At 47.5% G+C, this 16,261-nt stretch carries 15 protein-coding genes and 1 other annotated feature; of the genes, 1 reads left to right on the top strand and 14 read right to left on the bottom strand.

Annotated elements, in window-relative coordinates:
* Window positions 1–7: 7 nt before the first annotated feature.
* Window positions 8–1,267 (bottom strand): DUF445 domain-containing protein, encoded by a 1,260-nt coding sequence (locus ACZ449_RS19740; RefSeq protein WP_464257768.1) that lies wholly within the window; start codon window positions 1,265–1,267, stop codon window positions 8–10.
* Window positions 1,264–2,499, bottom strand: coding sequence for a DUF445 domain-containing protein (locus ACZ449_RS19745; protein ID WP_464257769.1), 1,236 nt, complete (start codon window positions 2,497–2,499; stop codon window positions 1,264–1,266). The genes ACZ449_RS19740 and ACZ449_RS19745 overlap by 4 nt, the downstream gene beginning before the upstream one ends.
* 197 nt (window positions 2,500–2,696) lie before the next feature.
* On the opposite strand from ACZ449_RS19745, the gene ACZ449_RS19750 reads away from it, so the two are divergent.
* Entirely contained in the window at window positions 2,697–2,873 is a 177-nt protein-coding gene (locus tag ACZ449_RS19750) for a hypothetical protein (RefSeq protein WP_464257770.1), read from the top strand.
* A gap of 47 nt (window positions 2,874–2,920) precedes the next feature.
* On the opposite strand, the gene ACZ449_RS19755 is transcribed toward ACZ449_RS19750, so the two are convergent.
* From ACZ449_RS19755 to ACZ449_RS19810, 12 genes are all read right to left on the bottom strand, one after another.
* Window positions 2,921–3,670, bottom strand: coding sequence for an ABC transporter permease (locus ACZ449_RS19755; RefSeq protein ID WP_464257771.1), 750 nt, complete (start codon window positions 3,668–3,670; stop codon window positions 2,921–2,923).
* Complete coding sequence (locus ACZ449_RS19760; protein ID WP_464257772.1) at window positions 3,670–4,599, bottom strand: ABC transporter ATP-binding protein; 930 nt, start codon at window positions 4,597–4,599, stop codon at window positions 3,670–3,672. Before ACZ449_RS19760 ends, ACZ449_RS19755 begins: the two co-directional genes overlap by 1 nt.
* 113 nt (window positions 4,600–4,712) lie before the next feature.
* Window positions 4,713–6,377 carry a biosynthetic-type acetolactate synthase large subunit gene (ilvB, locus tag ACZ449_RS19765; protein ID WP_464261906.1) on the bottom strand — a complete coding sequence of 555 codons (1,665 nt, stop codon included), beginning with the start codon at window positions 6,375–6,377 and terminating at the stop codon, window positions 4,713–4,715.
* A gap of 17 nt (window positions 6,378–6,394) precedes the next feature.
* Window positions 6,395–7,468, bottom strand: a complete 1,074-nt coding sequence (gene leuB / locus ACZ449_RS19770; protein ID WP_464257773.1) for a 3-isopropylmalate dehydrogenase — start codon at window positions 7,466–7,468, stop codon at window positions 6,395–6,397.
* 83 nt (window positions 7,469–7,551) lie between these two features.
* Window positions 7,552–8,052: a 3-isopropylmalate dehydratase small subunit gene (locus tag ACZ449_RS19775; protein ID WP_464257774.1), complete on the bottom strand. Its 501-nt coding sequence runs from the start codon at window positions 8,050–8,052 to the stop codon at window positions 7,552–7,554.
* Window positions 8,052–9,317: a 3-isopropylmalate dehydratase large subunit gene (leuC, locus tag ACZ449_RS19780; protein ID WP_464257775.1), complete on the bottom strand. Its 1,266-nt coding sequence runs from the start codon at window positions 9,315–9,317 to the stop codon at window positions 8,052–8,054. The genes ACZ449_RS19775 and leuC overlap by 1 nt, the downstream gene beginning before the upstream one ends.
* 5 nt (window positions 9,318–9,322) lie before the next feature.
* Window positions 9,323–10,867: a 2-isopropylmalate synthase gene (locus tag ACZ449_RS19785; protein ID WP_464257776.1), complete on the bottom strand. Its 1,545-nt coding sequence runs from the start codon at window positions 10,865–10,867 to the stop codon at window positions 9,323–9,325.
* Between the two features lie 35 nt (window positions 10,868–10,902).
* On the bottom strand, window positions 10,903–11,895 hold the full coding sequence (gene ilvC, locus ACZ449_RS19790) for a ketol-acid reductoisomerase (RefSeq protein ID WP_464257777.1): 993 nt from the start codon (window positions 11,893–11,895) through the stop codon (window positions 10,903–10,905).
* Window positions 11,876–12,418 (bottom strand): acetolactate synthase small subunit, encoded by a 543-nt coding sequence (ilvN, locus tag ACZ449_RS19795; protein WP_464257778.1) that lies wholly within the window; start codon window positions 12,416–12,418, stop codon window positions 11,876–11,878. The genes ilvC and ilvN overlap by 20 nt, the downstream gene beginning before the upstream one ends.
* Window positions 12,419–12,492: 74 nt before the next feature.
* Window positions 12,493–12,734 (bottom strand) — a binding site (T-box leader).
* Window positions 12,735–13,068: 334 nt separating this feature from the next.
* On the bottom strand, window positions 13,069–14,019 hold the full coding sequence (locus tag ACZ449_RS19800; RefSeq protein ID WP_464257779.1) for a sugar kinase: 951 nt from the start codon (window positions 14,017–14,019) through the stop codon (window positions 13,069–13,071).
* A gap of 188 nt (window positions 14,020–14,207) precedes the next feature.
* A complete protein-coding gene (locus ACZ449_RS19805) occupies window positions 14,208–14,660 on the bottom strand; it encodes an ACT domain-containing protein (protein WP_464257780.1) in 453 nt (150 codons plus the stop codon).
* Window positions 14,661–14,689: 29 nt separating this feature from the next.
* On the bottom strand, window positions 14,690–15,994 hold the full coding sequence (locus ACZ449_RS19810) for a phenylacetate--CoA ligase family protein (protein WP_464257781.1): 1,305 nt from the start codon (window positions 15,992–15,994) through the stop codon (window positions 14,690–14,692).
* Window positions 15,995–16,261 lie beyond the last annotated feature (267 nt).

Consider the following 16,261-nt stretch of genomic DNA (forward strand, 5'->3'; position numbering starts at 1 on the left):
GTCACTATCATGCTACCAGCCTGACAATCGCTAGACCCATCCCCACCAGACCTCCGATAATAACCCCGTTAATCCGAATCCAGTCGAGATCTTCCCCTGCCTTATCTTCAATAAACTGGTTAAGATCCTCGTCAGAAAGTTTGTTTAGCGCCCGCCTGGCTATTTTACCAATAAGCGTGTGTTCTTGCTCGACAACCTTCATGATCAGCATTTTTACATAATCCTCAGCCTGGCTTTTTAGGACCGCGTTCTCTTTAAACTGCTGCCAATAGCTGGCCGCCTGATCAGTAAGCCAGTCTACCACATATTCCCGATAAACTGTCGGTTGCGTGCAGGCCGTTAACACGGTATCGGCCAACGCGCCCAGCGGTTCAGCAACTTCAATGCGGTTTAATAACTCATCTTTCCAGTTATCAATAGCCGTCTTCCATTCCGGATTTTCCAGCCGTACGGCAATTCCGCCAAGCTCCTCTTGAAACCAAAGACGCACCGGATGCTGCTCATTCGTAAGCTCAGCCACTGCTTTGATCAGTTCTTGGTGCAGCGCATCAGCGGCATCTGTCAGGTTAATTCCATCTGTCATCTCCATAAACCCGGTAATCAAGCCTGACAGCCAATTCTTGTTGGCTGTCTTTTCTTTTATTTGTTCCAAATACTGATAAATAGCCTCTCTAATTTGGGGTTGGTTTACTATGGCCGTTACTTTATTAACAACGGCACTATAGGCTTCCCGGTCTTTTCCCTGCTGCAAAGCCCAGGTAATACCAGCAGCCACATAGGGTACCAGCGACTGGCGCTTCAGTATAAGTTTGAACACACGCTCCCCCAATTTGCCAACAGTTGTAGGATCAATCGTTTCTGCCAATTCAGCAATTGCTTTTTCAATAATTCCCCTGACTACAGGCCGCATTGCATTGCCCTGGCTATAAGAAATTATTTTATCCAATAGGTTGACCTGGTTAAGCCGCGCTTTGATGGCCTCTTTACTAAGGAAGTCCTGTTCAACAGCCTTCGAAAGTGCACTAATAACCCGCTCTCGGTTGCGAGGAATCAACGCTGTATGATAAGGGAAACCAAGCGGTCGACGAAATAATGCAGTCACAGCAAACCAATCGGCAACACCACCAGCCAGACTGGCCTCCGTCACTGTCAAAAAAGCGGCAGCCATGCTGCTGGCTGGATAATTATATTTGAACGTCAACGCCAGAACAAATAAGCCTGCGGCGGCGGCTAGTACGGTATTGGCCCGCCGTTTGACGCTCCTCATAACCTCACCCCTACCACATAACTGATTAAAAACAGCAGCATTCCAGCTAGTCCACCAACAACTGAGCCATTAATTCGTATCATCTGCAAATCATCGAGCACTTTGTCTTCAATATATGTTACCAACTCATCATTACTAAAGCCAGCTAAATAACCATTGACTATTTGGCCGATCTGTCCATGATTTTGGCTGACCCAGCGTGCCAGTACAACAGCCAAATAACGATCAAGCCACGCCGTCTTTTGCTCATCAGCTTCCGCCGCAAGCCTTGTCAATTGTTTCACTGCCCAGGTAACCCCGACCACGGTAAGCTCAGGCTGGGATGCCGGCAACTGAGCCACATGTTCTGCCAGTTTTACCAGCAAGGGGCGTAACACTGCCTCAGCTCTTGCCGCCAATTCGGAATTCTGCTGCAAATCACTCGCAAATTCAGCCAGCCACCCCCGTAAGCGCAGGCGTAGCGGCTGTTCTCTCCCAGTCTCCAATTGCTCCAGCAAGCTGACAAGCTTGATTTGGATTAGGGCAGCTACAGCCCTGGAATCAAGGCTTAGCAGGTTTTCCAGCAGCCAGCCTGCCAGCTTGCGTTGATTGTTGCTCTCCGCGTAAACGTTCAAGGCCTGACTGTATATGTCGGCAATCAACTCGGTTAGGTAGGGATCGTCTGCCAGTCGTTTTATTTCGCCAATAGCAAGCTCAATAATTTTATCTGCAAAGCCAGTGTCAAGTGACCATTCTAAGGCTTGCCCAGTCAGTGGTGCCAGCCTTATTTTATCCTGATGCTCTTGTAGCAGTAACTCCAGTGCCGCCGACAGCTTGGACGCATCTAGCGCATAGACGGCTTCCCTAGCCACATTACCTGCTAGTGAGAAGAGCTTTTGCCTGGAATCAGGCCTGTTGACATAGCAAAGTACCAGTCGGCCTATCTTCGCCTGTTCCAGTGTTTCTTTAATATTTGCTGCGGTTACAATCTCTTCCTCAACCATAGTGACAATGGCTTTAAAGATGCGGTCCCGGTTTTTGGGGATAATCGCCGTTCGGTAAGGAATGGACAAAGGCTTGCGAAATAGCGCAGTTACCGCATACCAATCAGCTACCCCCCCTACCATGGCAGCCCCAAAGCCGCTATGAATCAAACCACCCCAAAAAGTATACTGCATTGGATAGCTCAAAGCAAAACCGGCTGCAGCACCGGCCAAAGTCAGCCCTGCTTTATAGGCATTATTAACAGTCAATCTAACACCTCTTCACTAGAATAGTTGGCAATTATTGAAAGCATCCAGATAGCTGCTCAATTAGTGAGCTTCGGCGATATAGCAGCCTGTCATTACCTGTTATCTGCCACTACTATAACCTGCCGCCTGCATTGTCCTTTGCCAGCAATGGCTAAGCGGGGTACAATAAGATAAACTATTGCAAAGGAGTTGAGACAATGTCGATTATACTACGCTGGTTATGGCATACAATTACCGGGTGCCCTGAGACCCATTTAGATCATACCATGTATGGCACCACCCACTGCCGCACCTGCGGACGGGTTACTTTTGTCTCAGATACTCTCCCCAAAATTACTCGACTCAAAACGCCTAACCGCCTTAGCTGCCATTAATATTGCCCCGGGTTACCCCGGGGTGTTACATAAACTATACTACCGACTTAGACAATAAGCCGTTTAGTCATTAATCGTACTGCCAACGGCATTAGCACCATAGCAAATAACGCGAGCACCCCGGCATGCACCAGCAGGCCGGGGTTAATGTTTCCTAATGCCATGGCCCGGCAAACCTCAACACTATGAAAAATGGGATTAATCCAGGCCACTGCCTCCACCCAACCGGGCATCGAATTGATGGGGAAAAACACCCCGGAAAAGAGATACGCTGGCGTCAAGAACAAGGTAATGTAGTAATTAAAGTTATCAATATTGGCAGTTATGCCTGTATAGCAAATAGCCAATAGCGAAAACGTTAGCCCGGGAATAACAAGAAACAGGGGAATAAAGAGCGCCCACCAGGACTGAACCTGACCTAAACCACTAATAACTGTTAGAATGACCAGCCCAAACACCATACTCTTAAAGGTGGCATACATAATGTCCCCGGCTACAATATCACGAACAGTAACCGGGCCTGCCAGCATGGCCTGAAACGTCTTTTGATAATGCAGCCTGATAAAGCTGCCATAGGTACACTCAAAAGAAGCGGCAAACATCGCCGAAGAAGCCACCATCCCCGGCGCAATATATTGCAGATAGGTCATGCCCTCCATATCCTGCACAAAGGTTCCCAGTCCATAGCCCATAGCGGTCAGATAGAGCAGTGGCTCAATAAAATTAAACATAATATTAGTAAACCAAATCTTACGGAATACCGCCATATGACGGGCAAAAATTCGTATGGCTGCCATTATGCGTCTTCCCCCATGCCAGTAAGTTTCAAAAATACATCTTCCAAATTGGACGGTCGCAGCAAACAAGCATACTTGGGTACTCCCCAGCCCTCAAGGCTATTCCATAATTTTTCCCCATCATCTGCATACAAAAACAAACTATCAAGCACTCGGATTACCTCGCCACCCTCGGCAGTTACTTTATCTGCTAACCCCTCCGGCACCTGGGAAAGCGGCAAATGCACTTCAATCGCATACGGACGGACATAGGTTGCTATCAAGTACTGCGGGCTGCCTTTAGCCAGAATACTGCCTTCATGCATAACCACTAGATTGTCACATAGCTGCACGGCCTCTTCCATATAGTGCGTAGTCAGAATCAACGTTACCCCCTCCGCTTTGAGACTTCGTAGTTTCTGCCACACCAAATGCCTGGCTTGTGGATCAAGTCCAGTCGTAGGTTCATCTAAGATTACGATATCCGGATGGTTTATCAGTGCTCTGGCAATAACCAAACGACGCTTTAGACCGCCTGATAAGCTCTCAATACTACTATTTTCCTTATCTTCCAGCCCCATAAACACTAGCAAATCTTTGCCTCGCACCCGTGACTCAACTCGGGTTAGCCCATATATTATGCCATACACTTCCAGATTTTCAATAACGTTTAAATCGTCATCAAGATTATCTTCCTGAGATACAACCCCTAACCTGGCTTTAATACTTGGCGGCGTCAGCCGGAAGGACTCGTCAAATAGCCATAACCTGCCCTCTTCTACAGTGGACATACCATACATCATCCGCATAGTCGTGGTCTTACCTGCACCATTATGCCCCAAAAAGCCAAAACATTCCCCGGCATCTATACTAAATGAAATCCCCTTAAGCGCCCGAAAGTCACCATATGTCTTACCAAGGTTTTCCGCCCTTACAACAGTTGTATTCATAAATCATCCCTTCAGCGGGGTCCATTCACTAGCCCCCCCATTTTCAAAAAGAGTAGTGGTATTATTATAGTAATAATACCACTACTCTTTAAAATATTCACCCTAAGTTTGTCTTAGTCCATGTTCACGTACTCATCCATAGCGCCTCCGGGAGCAATCATCGGTATCACCAGGTCTTCTGTGGCAATATTAGCCACAATAAGTCCAGGGCCTTGTCTCTGCCACGCGTCAGCCAGAGCCTCACTAAACTCGGCCGGCGTGTTGGTCACCGCTGCCGGAATGCTAAAAGCACTAGCAAACGCCTTAAAGTCCATTGGCAACGGTAACAGCGAGTTGGCATAGCGTTTTTCGAAAAAGCAATGCTGCAACTGTCTGACCATCCCCAGGCTGTAATTATTGATAACAACCGAAATAATCGGCAGCCGCTCGACCGCCACAGTATAGAGTTCACAGCCTGTCATCTTGAGTCCGCCATCACCTACAATATGAACGACCCGCTTATTCGGCCTGGCCAGTTGTGCGCCAAGGGCGGCCGGCAATCCAAAACCCATGGTTCCTAAACCGCCGGACGTTAAAAAGCCGCGGGGACTCTTGACTTCCAAGTACTGCGCAGCCCACATCTGGTGCTGACCTACATCGGTAACATAGATTACATCTTGCCCGCCAATCTGCCGGTTGAGCTCACTCATAACGAAAGGCGCTGTAAGCACATCCTCAGGAGTAGCGGTTTCACTTTCTGCCTGGTACTGCCGAATGGCTGCCCACCAAGCCGACAAGTCCCCTGGTTTAACGGCAGTAAGCAGCTCCCCCAAAATCATATTCATCTCACCAACCAGCGGCACAGCTGCATCAACATTTTTATGCACCTCTGCCGGGTCGATATCAATATGAATGATGGTTTTGCCGGCAGCGTAGCTGGCCCGGTCACCAGTTACCCGATCATTGAATCGGCTGCCTGTTACAATCAGCACATCGGCATCATAAACCACGTGATTAGCGGATTTAAGGCCATGCAGACCGGTCATGCCTAACAGGTTGCTATGTCCACCAGGAAAGACGCCAATACCCATTAAGGTCGTAACAACAGGCAGATTACAATACTCGGCAAATTTGAATAGCGATGCACCAGCGTTAGCATTGATACAACCGCCGCCAGCAATAATAACCGGCCGTTTGGCCGCACTGATGGCTGCGGCTGCCTTGCTTATCCGGGCAGGCAGGTCTGGAGACTGCCTGACAAGGTTTGAACGTGAATACACAGACTCAATATCAGTAAAATCATATTTATTAGCTTGAACATCGCGTGGTATATCGACAAGCACCGGCCCAGGCCGTCCTGAGCGAGCTATGTCAAAGGCCCGCCAAATAGTTTCAGGCAGCTTCTTTATATCCTTAACTAAGAAATTATGCTTAGTGATTGGCATCGTAATGCCGGTAATATCAATCTCCTGAAAAGCATCCCGGCCAATCAGATTGGTCTGTACCTGTCCGGTAATCGCCACAACAGGTACTGAATCCATAAATGCTGTGGCTAAACCAGTAACCAGATTGGTAGCTCCTGGCCCGGATGTTGCTAGACAGACTCCTACCTGACCGCTTGCTCTGGCATAGCCGTCAGCCGCATGGGCAGCTCCCTGCTCATGTACGGTCAGCACGTGGTGTATCGCTGAATCATAAAGCGCATCAAACAGTGGCAAATTTGTTCCGCCCGGATACCCGAATACTGTGTCTACACCCTCTTTAATAAGAGAAGCAACAATAGCTTGCGCACCTGTCATGAGCATAGCGGTTCACCTCACTTCAACCGATTAATTACTTGTTGCCCCATTTCTTCGGTGGAAACCTTAGTTAAGCCTTGTTGATAAATATCTGCAGTGCGATAACCATCAGCTAAAACCTGATCAACAGCGGCTTCAATCATGGCAGCAACTTTTTCACTGCCTAATGAAAATCTAAACATCATAGCAGCTGACAATATGGTTCCTAACGGATTGGCCAGCCCCTGCCCGGCAATATCAGGTGCCGAGCCATGGATTGGCTCATATAGCCCAGTGCCGTCACCCAGACTGGCTGATGGCAAAAGACCAATTGAGCCTGATAGTACGGCAGCTTCATCACTCAAAATATCACCAAACAGATTGCCAGTGACAAGTACATCAAAGCTTCCTGGATTTAATACCAGCTGCATCGCACAGTTATCTACATACATATGATTTATTTCCACTTGCGCAAAATCTGCTGCTACTTCATTAGCCACCTTGCGCCAGAGACGGGAGGTAGCCAGTACATTGGATTTATCCACTGAGGTAACTCTGCCTTTACGTCCGATAGCGCTCTGGCAGGCCAGGCGTACAATCCGCTCAATCTCGGGACGGCTATAGCCCTCCTTGTCCCAGGCTTGCTCAACCCCATTAACAATAGTCGCCTCTTCGCGTTCCCCATAATAAATGCCGCCATTAAGCTCGCGCACAATCAAAATATCCACTGAACTAACAATCTCCGGCTTTAACGGCGACTGCGCAGACAAAGCAGGGAATACCTTGATCGGGCGTAAATTGGCGTATAGCCCCAGAGATTTACGCAAACCCAAAATAGCCTTTTCTGCTCTAAGTTCAGGCGCAACATGATCCCATTTAGGACCGCCGACAGCGCCTAACAATACACCATCAGCCTTGCGGCATGCTTCTATCGTATCTTCAGGCAGCGGTACGCCATAAGCATCAATAGCGGCCCCGCCGGCCTGCTTACTTTCATAAGTAAAACTAAAACCACATTTCTCTGCTGCCGCTTGCGACACCCGCAGGGCTTCTGCTGTGATTTCGGCACCAATGCCATCACCAGGAATAACTACAATATGTTTACTACTCATTGTTACCTCCCTAACCCACCACTGGGGAGAGAGATTGCCTCAATGCCAACAGGACAAAGCAATCTTCTCTTTGTATTCACTTGCTATTTTTTCTTTGCCAGCAGCTGCTGGGTATAAGGTACCAGACCACCAGCCTGAGCAATATCCTGGATAAAACCAGGCAACGCCGGTATGGCGAATTTTTCGCCGGAAGCTAGGTTCTCGGCCTGGCCAGCAGCTAAGTCTACTGCCAGCATATCACCAGCCTTGATATTAATATCGCCTTCACCTAGTTCGATAAGCGGTAACCCGATATTAATCGCATTACGATAGAAGATACGGGCAAAGCTTTCGGCAACCACACAGGCAACCCCGGCGGCCTTTAACGCCCCTGGCGCATGCTCCCGGGACGATCCGCAGCCAAAGTTTTTACCGGCAACAATCATGTCACCCTCGTTAACCTTGCCAGCAAAGGTCGGGTCAATATCCTCCATGGCATGGAGGGCTAGTTCTTTCATATCGGCAGTATTTAGGTACCGAGCCGGAATAATGACATCGGTGTCCACATTATCGCCATAGCGCCATACTTTTCCGGTAAACCGCATTATGCTACCTCCTCAGGACCGGCAATCCGGCCTAATACAGCACTTGCTGCTGCCACTGCCGGACTGGCTAGATATACTTCACTATCAACATGCCCCATTCGTCCGCGGAAATTACGGTTAGTTGTTGCCACTGCCCGCTCACCTTTGGCCATTATGCCCATATGTCCACCCAGACATGGACCACAGGTCGGCGTGCTGACAACAGCCCCAGCCTTGACAAAAATCTCAACATAGCCTAATTTTACTGCTTCCAAATACACATCCTGACTACCAGGAATAATGATAGCCCTGACATCCTCATGCACCTGTTTGCCATCAAAAATGGCGGCTGCCTGTGCTAAATCCTCAATCCGACCATTGGTACAGGAGCCGATAATCACTTGGTTAATGGGGGTAGGAGCCATTTCACTAACTGGACGCACGTTTTCCGGGAGATGCGGCAGTGCCACAACCGGGGTAAGCTTTTCTAAGTTAATAGTAATTGTTCTTATATATTCGGCACCCGGATCAGCAGCCACAGGCGTATAGGCCCGTTTAACCCGGCCTGTCAAATATTGTTCGGTAATGCTATCTACCGGGAAAATTCCATTCTTGGCCCCAGCTTCAATGGCCATATTAGAAATTGTCAGCCTGTCGGTCATGGTAAGTGAAGCTACACCTGGTCCAGCGAACTCCAGCGACTGGTAACGTGCCCCATCAACACCTATCATACCAATAAGGGTTAACACTACATCCTTACCTGATACCCACTTAGTAAGTTTACCTGTCAGTTCCACTTTAATACTGGCAGGAACCTTAAACCAGGTTTCCCCGGTGGCCATCGCACAAGCCATGTCGGTAGAACCAACACCAGTGGCAAATGCGCCGACTGCGCCATAAGTACAAGTATGAGAGTCAGCACCAATAATTACTTCCCCGGGAGCCACCAAGCCCTGTTCAGGCAGCAGCACATGCTCAATACCCATGCGCCCAACCTCGAAATAATGAGTTATATTCTGTTTTCTGGCAAATTCTCGCATGGTTTTAGCCATCTCGGCCGATTTTATATCTTTATTCGGCGTAAAATGGTCAGGCACCAGTACAATTTTATCTTTATCAAATACTTTGTCGCTGATTTGTTCAAATTCTTTGATGGCCGGCGGTGATGTGATATCATTGCCCAACACTAGATCCAGCTTAGCTTTGATAAGCTGGCCAGGCTGAACTTCACTCAAACCAGCATGGGCTGCAAAGATTTTTTCTGTCATCGTCATTGATCTAGCCATGATGATTACCTCCCGCCGGCTTGTTCAACTGCGGGAAAACCGCAGACAGCCAGCATTTTGTTGATTGCATTAACATAGGCTTTACCACTTGCTTCAATTACATCAATAGCCAGTCCCCGCCCGCTAAAGATTCGGCCATCCCGCTCAATCCAGGCGGTCGCTTCTCCCAGCGCATCTTCGCCAGCTGTAACTGCTTTAAGTTGGTAGTCTTTGAGGCCCACAGGAAACCCTACAGCCTGCTCAATGGCCTTGAAGACAGCATCTACCGGACCGGTGCCGCAGCCGGCAGCTTCCAATACTCCAGCACTTGTCCGCAGCTGCACGGAGGCTGTAGCCACCATGTTGTTGCCGCTAGACACATGGTGATACGTAAGCGTATACCATTCCGGTCTTACCGCTGCTTTTTCCACAATTAGCGCTTCAATATCCCGGTCAAATACCATCTTCTTTTTATCTGCCAAATCCTTAAACTTAACAAACAGAATATTGATAGCATCCGCTTCCAGCTCATAACCCAGATGCTTAAGCCGTTCTTCAAAAGCATGACGCCCGGAATGCTTGCCAAGTACAATAGCATTACGGCTAATGCCTACCGATTCGGGACTCATAATCTCATAGGTCAGCGGATTATTAAGCACCCCATGCTGGTGAATACCTGATTCATGAGCAAAGGCATTGTCCCCTACTACCGCCTTATTCGGCGGTACGGCAATCCCTGTCAACGTGCTGACTAAGCGCGAGGTCCGGTAAATATGTTTGGTATTGATATTGGTTACCCCATGGTAATACTCATGACGGGTTTGTAATGCCATCACCAGTTCTTCCATGGCCGCATTACCGGCCCGTTCTCCCAGACCATTAATGGTGCATTCCACCTGGTCGGCACCAGCAGCAACAGCTGCCAGTGAGTTAGCCACTGCCATACCCAAATCATCATGACAATGCACACTGATAACGGCTTCATTAATATTAGGTACATGTTCGCGGATATAGGTGATAAGTGCGCCAAATTCCACCGGAGTAGTGTAGCCCACCGTATCCGGGACATTGATAACATTGGCACCGGCAGCAATGACCCGCTCATATACTTGACATAAGAAATCCCAATCAGAGCGCGAGGCATCTTCTGCCGAAAACTCCACATCAGCTACTAGGCTCTTAGCATAGCGCACCGCCTTTTCGGCCCGCTCCAGCAGCTCAGCGCGAGTTATTTGCAATTTGTGTTCAAGATGAATATCGCTGGTAGCGATAAAGGTGTGTATCCGGGGCTTCTCAGCTTTTTTTACAGCCTTATATGCTGTTTCAATATCCTTTTCAGTGGCGCGGGCCAACGCCGCAATTGTCGGGCCTTTTACCCTGACGGCAATTTGGCTTACAGCCTCAAAATCACCAGGCGAGGCAACCGGAAACCCGGCTTCAATGACGTCAACCTGTAACTTTGCGAGTGCTAGAGCAATTTCCACCTTTTCTTCTGTTTGTAAGCTTACTCCCGGCGTTTGCTCGCCATCGCGGAGGGTGGTGTCGAATATTTGAATTCTTCGCGCTTCCATATCATTACCTCGCTTTCTTTATATTTTTGCACTTCTTACTTTTTTATCCAGGACATCATGCCGCGCAATTCTTTGCCGACAGTTTCGATTTTGTGTTCTGATTCTTGACGACGTCTGGCATTGAACATCGGTCGGTTAACCTGATTTTCCAGTATCCAATTACGGGCAAAGGTACCATCTTGAATCTCGGCCAACACTTTTTTCATTTCTGCACGGGTTTCGTCGGTAATAATCCGCCGACTTGTTACATAATCACCATATTCGGCAGTATCACTAATAGAGTAACGCATATTTGCCATGCCGCCTTCATAGATAAGGTCAACAATCAGTTTCATTTCATGCAAACATTCAAAGTACGCGATTTCCGGCTCATAACCTGCTTCTACCAATGTATCAAAGCCTGCTTTAATCAGCTCAGTTACGCCGCCACACAGTACAGCCTGCTCACCAAAGAGATCCGATTCAGTTTCGTCTTTGAAGGTAGTAGTTAATACGCCGGCCCGCGCGCCGCCAATGCCTTTGGCATAAGCCAGTGCCAGATCCTGAGTGCTGCCGTTAAAATCCTGATATACGGCCATGAGACAGGGTACCCCTTTACCTTCGGTAAATACCCGGCGAACCAAATGGCCAGGGCCTTTGGGAGCTACCATAAATACATCGACATTCGCAGGAGGTACAATTTGATTGAAGTGAATATTAAAACCATGAGCAAAGGCCAATGCTGAACCTGGTTTTAGATTAGGAGCAATCTCTTCGGCATATACTTTACCCTGTTTTTCATCTGGAATAAGAATCATGGTAATATCAGCATTTTTTACTGCCTGAGCAACATTCATAACGGTTAAACCGGCTTCGCGGGCTTTTGCTGCTGATTTGCTGCCTTCATACAAACCAACAATTACGTTAACACCACTCTCTTTCAAGTTTAAGGCATGGGCATGACCTTGACTGCCATAACCGATAATGGCTACTGTTTTCCCTTGAATAAGTTCCCACCGTGCGTCTTGCTCATAATACATTTTGCTCATAATTTTTTCTCTCCTTATATTCATGAATTGTATTTTCACCCCGTTCCAGCGCTATAAGGCCGGTTTGGATGGTTTCCAGAAGTCCGTAGGGTATCAATAGTTCTGTTAAGGCACTGATTTTGCTATCTTCGCCTGTTACTTCCATGGTAACGGTGCTGCCAGAGATATCAACAACATTGGCCCGAAAGACCTCAGCCAGTTTCAGAATTTCGGAGCGGTTGTCGCCAGCCTTGACTTTTAGAAGGGCCATACCCCGCACCACCGAATGGTCAAATGGCAGAATCTGTACAGCTACTACTTCCACCAGCTTTTCAATCTGTTTTTTCACTTGGTCAATGAACGCCTCATTGCCCCTGACGGCGACTGTCATCCGGGAAAATTCGGGGTCCTGGGTAACACCTACTGTTAAACTATCAATGTTAAACCCCCTGCGTGAAAACATCCCAGCCACTCGGACCAACACTCCTGGCTGATTGTGTACTAGCACCGAAAGAACATTAGACTGCACAATTTCCACCTCCATATAGTCTCTCCTTTACCGTTAGTTTAGTACCATAATAGCAGAAAGCGCCCCTATGAACAGATATAGTATCTGTTCATAGGGGCGCTCTAAATGCGCGGTACCACCCTACTTTGGACTCATTAGTCATGATTTTTTTCTCACGACTCACCGCTAACGGCCGGCACCGCTGTTGCCTAGTGTATATTGTGTATAAACCACACTATACAGTTCAACAAAGAGCTCCTGGGCGAGTATAGCTTCTCTCTGCACCGGTTCGCACCAACCACCGGCTCTCTTAAGCAGGATGTTAAGCCTTGCTCCCAATCATCGCATTTAATTAATATGTTGCAAAATGGTTATAAAAATACCCTGACAAAAAGCTTCACTTATAAGAAAAGACTTGACTTGTGCCAAATCCCTCAGGACGCCGGCAGAAGCCTTAGTCGTTCTTATGTCTACAGAATTGCGTTATAAATTCTGGTAGACTAAAAAAGTAAGAAACTTTCCGCAGAGCCTTTTATACTCACGGTGTAACATGGGTAAAATGTCCCCATATTCTACGTCGCTCGGCCCAGTCCTGTCAAGCAGCGGAACCCTAGACGCACTTCCTTACGCAACATGTAATCTTGTATACAGGATACCAGCACTATTGTCTTTCGTCAAGAGGTTTTTTAAGACTCTGCCAGATATTCTTCCAACTGATGTCTGGTGGGGTAGCCCTCCACATCTCCTTGCACAGTAACAGCCAGCGAACCGATGGCGTTACCCCGGGTAACCGCCTGTTTTAAGCTAAGGCCCTCCATGAGAGCTGACAGAATACCTACAGCAAACCCGTCACCAGCCCCCACAGTATCTACCACCCGGCGTACCGGAAAGCCTTTGGCATATCCTGCTTCTACAACCTCACAACCTTCCTGGTGGGAGTAAAAGGCGCCGTCCGGGCCATCCTTCATGACAATATAGCGGTTGCCAGCGTTGTGAAAATACTCCTTTACCTGATCCCAATCCCCTGTCCCAATAAGAATCTCAGCTTCTTTACGCCCAGGCATAATAAGGTCAGACAGACTAGCTAACTTGCGCAAGGTAACTCTGGCTTCTTCCTTATTCCATAACTTCAGTCTGATATTAGGGTCAAAGGTAACCATCGCTCCCTGTTTCTTGGCAAGCCGTACCGCTTGCAGTAAGGTTTCCCGGCAATTTTCGCTAAGCGCTGGAAAAATTCCAGTAATATGTAAAATTTTAGCATCAGAAAAATAGCTTTCATCCACCATATCTAACGTAATATGACTTGCCGCCGAGCCCCGACGATAATAGAATACCTTAGGATCGCCAATTTCATTACGTTCTTTGACTAACATGCCTGTCGGGTACTCAGTCAGGATTTGAACCTGAGAAGTATCGACTCCCTCTCCGCGAATGGTGTTACGAATATACGTGCCAAACGGATCATCACCAATAGCACTAATCCAACCGACATCATGACCGAGGCGCGCTAAGCCAATAGCAACATTGGATTCTGCCCCGGCAATTTTACGTGTATAACTGGTAACAAACTGCAGTGAGTCACTTTGGTCAGCCACCATCATGACCATACTTTCGCCAATTGTTATTATTTGTGGCAAATCTACTCCTCCTCTCAACATATATACAACGTGTTAAAGACTTTTGCATCACCTACCTGCGCCTGCAAACATCTTTACTGCGGAATATATAGTATATGAAAATTCGCTGTAAATAATAAAAGACCTGCGGCATGACCGCAGGTCTTTACAGCTTTACAGAATATTTCACTATATGAAACGAATAACCACTACCAATAGAAGTTAGGGGTAGCACAAGCATCATCCCCATAGGCCTCAGAGGTTTCACACTTACCACTGATCAAGCGTTCCGCCAAATTCAAATTATCAACCTTTAGGACAACACGGGCATGCTTCTCAGCCGAATTAGCGGCAAAAGCATAAATATATTCAACATTTACGCCAGCTGAGCTCAATTTACTCACCTGCTCAAACAGGCTGCCTGGTTGGTCGCTTAATATAATGCTAGCTACTGGTGTAATCTTGACAGTAAAACCAGCACCACGCAATACGTGTTGCACTTTTTCCGGTTCGTTAACAATAATTCTCAAGATGCCAAAGTCAGCCGTATCGCCAACCGACATGGCCCGGATATTAATTTCATGTGTATGAAGTACCCCTAATACTTCGGCCAGCTTGCCAGGCTGGTTTTCAACGAACACCGACAATTGATTAATAATCATGCTGTACCTCCCATATTTTATATTAATTTTTACAGCTCCCGTTTATCGATAACCCGTTTGGCTTTGCCTTCGCTCCGCTCAATGGTTTTGGGCCCAACAAGACGCACAGTAGCCGACACACTAAGGACACTGGACAGTTCGCCTTTGATTTTGGCTTCCAATTCTTCAAGCCCACGTACTTCATCGGTGAACATTTCTTCTGTCAGCTCCACCAACACGGTAAGATGATCTAGATTACCCTTGCGCTCAACAATAAGTTGATAATGGGGTGAAGTGTTGCCAATACCAAGCAGTACATTCTCCACTTGCGACGGGAACACATTGACACCACGAATAATCAGCATATCATCGCTGCGACCCAGTACTTTGCTCATTCGAACCAGTGTCCGGCCACAATCGCATTTTTCACGATGCAATACCGAAAGGTCACGGGTCCGATAGCGAATCATCGGCATGCCTTCTTTGGTGAGAGTAGTAAGCACTAGTTCTCCCTTTTCGCCATCAGGCAGCACTTCCCCTGTAATCGGGTTAATAATTTCTGGATAAAAATGGTCTTCACTGATATGCAGGCCATTTTGCTCTGAGCATTCAATGGCCACACCAGGCCCAATGATCTCACTTAAGCCATAGATATCCATGGCTTTAATCCCTAGTTGTGCTTCAATCGCCTGTCGCATCCGTTCTGTCCAAGGCTCAGCTCCGAATATCCCTGTTCTAAGCTTTGTTTCCCGAGGATCAATTCCCATCTCCCGCATAGTCTCGGCAATGTAGAGAGCATAGGACGGCGTACAAGCAATTGCCGTAGTACCAAAATCCTTCATTAGCATAATTTGTCTGTTAGTATTACCGCTGGATATGGGAATAACTGAGGCCCCTAATAGCTCAGCACCATAGTGAATACCCAGACCGCCAGTAAATAAGCCATAACCATAGGCTATCTGAATACAGGACTGTTTACTCAAGCCTGCCGCCACCAAAGAGCGGGCTGCTACTTCTGACCAAATACCAATATCCCGTTTGGTATAACCAACAACTGTCGGCCTGCCAGTAGTTCCACTAGAGGCATGAATCCGGACAATCTCTGACATGGGCGCTGCAAACAAACCATAGGGATAATTATCCCGCATATCCTGTTTGGAAACAAACGGTAATTTTTTAATATCCTCTAGAGTAACAACATCCTCTGGCAACAGCCCCTGTTCCTGCATCTTGGAACGATAAAACGGTTGCTGCCGATACAACCTTGTGACAATTTCTTTAAGCCGTCCAGCCTGGAGATTGCTCATTTCCTCCCGTTCCATTGTTTCCGCCGGCTTATTCCAGTATGTATTCATATCTCGACTCCTCTCTTAGGATATAGAAAAACCCTCGCAATAAGTCCTTGGCAGGAACTTTCCGCTAGGGTTTTTTGTACCCACGGTGTGACCCATCCGGGTCTTGCGCCGCTCGGACCAGACACAGGCTACTGCCGGAACCCTAGACACACTTCCACTCGTTAAATTATAATAATTTTCTGTTTTGTATACTGTATTTCGTGGATTATAGTACCAGTTAGCAACAACAAAGTCAAGGAATATTTGCCCTGATAGCAAATTGTTAAC

This window comes from Desulfosporomusa polytropa, from assembly GCF_055380075.1.

Excerpts from the sequence above, each read along its gene's own strand:
- ilvB (WP_464261906.1), bottom strand. The coding sequence starts at position 6,377 with ATGACAGGTGCGCAAGCTATTGTTGCTTCTCTTATTAAAGAGGGTGTA.
- ilvC (WP_464257777.1), bottom strand. The coding sequence starts at position 11,895 with ATGAGCAAAATGTATTATGAGCAAGACGCACGGTGGGAACTTATTCAA.
- ACZ449_RS19755 (WP_464257771.1), bottom strand. The coding sequence starts at position 3,670 with ATGGCAGCCATACGAATTTTTGCCCGTCATATGGCGGTATTCCGTAAG.
- ACZ449_RS19805 (WP_464257780.1), bottom strand. The coding sequence starts at position 14,660 with ATGATTATTAATCAATTGTCGGTGTTCGTTGAAAACCAGCCTGGCAAG.
- leuC (WP_464257775.1), bottom strand. The coding sequence starts at position 9,317 with ATGGCTAGATCAATGACGATGACAGAAAAAATCTTTGCAGCCCATGCT.
- ACZ449_RS19750 (WP_464257770.1), top strand. The coding sequence starts at position 2,697 with ATGTCGATTATACTACGCTGGTTATGGCATACAATTACCGGGTGCCCT.
- ACZ449_RS19775 (WP_464257774.1), bottom strand. The coding sequence starts at position 8,052 with ATGCGGTTTACCGGAAAAGTATGGCGCTATGGCGATAATGTGGACACC.
- ACZ449_RS19740 (WP_464257768.1), bottom strand. The coding sequence starts at position 1,267 with ATGAGGAGCGTCAAACGGCGGGCCAATACCGTACTAGCCGCCGCCGCA.
- ACZ449_RS19760 (WP_464257772.1), bottom strand. The coding sequence starts at position 4,599 with ATGAATACAACTGTTGTAAGGGCGGAAAACCTTGGTAAGACATATGGT.
- ACZ449_RS19785 (WP_464257776.1), bottom strand. The coding sequence starts at position 10,867 with ATGGAAGCGCGAAGAATTCAAATATTCGACACCACCCTCCGCGATGGC.
- ilvN (WP_464257778.1), bottom strand. The coding sequence starts at position 12,418 with ATGGAGGTGGAAATTGTGCAGTCTAATGTTCTTTCGGTGCTAGTACAC.
- ACZ449_RS19810 (WP_464257781.1), bottom strand. The coding sequence starts at position 15,994 with ATGAATACATACTGGAATAAGCCGGCGGAAACAATGGAACGGGAGGAA.
- leuB (WP_464257773.1), bottom strand. The coding sequence starts at position 7,468 with ATGAGTAGTAAACATATTGTAGTTATTCCTGGTGATGGCATTGGTGCC.